The 1,144-nt window shown below is 57.6% G+C and carries 1 protein-coding gene; it reads left to right on the forward strand.

Annotation, left to right across the window (positions count from 1 at the left end; translation table 11 throughout):
• Positions 1–1,144: condensation domain-containing protein (locus KZZ10_RS14400; protein WP_259662238.1), on the forward strand; the 1,144-nt coding region annotated here is incomplete at both ends.

Below are 1,144 nucleotides of genomic sequence, written 5' to 3' on the forward strand. Positions count from 1 at the left end.
CGCGCTGCGCGCTACCTGCCCATTGAGATCAGTGCACAGACCACTGCTCAGCTGCTAGTTCTGGCCAATCGGCATCAGACAACGCTCTTTACTGTGCTCATCGCTCTCTACGGCACTCTACTTGGACGTCTAGCCAATCAGAGCGATGTGGTCATTGGCTCGCCCGTCGCCGGACGCACGACACCTGAGGCCGATGGGCTCATTGGATTCTTTATCAACACCCTCGCGCTCAGAGTCGATTCCTCGGGCCATCCCGATCTGAACACCCTCATGGAGCGCGTCAAGGGCAGTGTGAACCAGGCCCTCACCCATCAGGACCTACCCTTTGAGAGACTAGTCGAGGACTTGGGGGTCGCCCGCTCACTCTCGCACACACCAGTATTCCAAGCGATGTTGGCTTGGCAGACTCAGGAGACAGCCTCTCTATCGCTTGGGCACCTAACAATAGAACCCATGCCCGTTGCCTTAGCTCAGACTAAGTTTGATCTGACGCTCTCGATTGCACCTGAACCGGATGGCGCGATTCGCGGCGTATTCGAGTATGACGCGAGCCTCTTTAACGATAGCCGGGTGGCGCAGTGGGCGACGTGGTTCGTGCGCACCCTCGATCAGGTAGAGGCACTTGGACAGACCGCGACGCCTATCGATACGCTCTCGCTAATCAATCGAACCGAACGCCAACAGGTGCTCGAGCTATTTAATCGAACTCAGGCACTTGAACTCCCACTTGATGCACCGAGCACTGCGCACACGACGCTCCCCGAGCTCTTTGACCATCAGGTAACCCGAACCCCAGAGGCCGTCGCGCTGGTCTGTGGGGATGAGCAACTCAGCTATCGCGAGCTAGATGCGCGCGCCAATCAGCTGGCCCGTCATCTGCTGGCGCAAGGCGTGCACACCGAGGACGTGGTGGCGATCTTGCTTGATCGCTCAGTGGGGATGATTGTCTCCATGCTGGCCGTGCTTAAAGCTGGAGCCGCTTACTTACCCATGGATCCAAGCTATCCGAGAGAGCGCTTGAGCTTCATGCTCGCCGATAGCTGCGCGGCTGCACTCATCTCCACAAGCTCACTTCTAGATGAGACGGAGCTTGAAGCACCTCAGACCATCCGATTGGATGACTGCATGCTTGAGCAATATCCGA

The sequence above is a fragment of the Zwartia hollandica genome (assembly GCF_019923725.1).
In the GTDB taxonomy this organism is placed as follows: Bacteria; Pseudomonadota; Gammaproteobacteria; order Burkholderiales; family Burkholderiaceae_B; genus Zwartia; species Zwartia hollandica.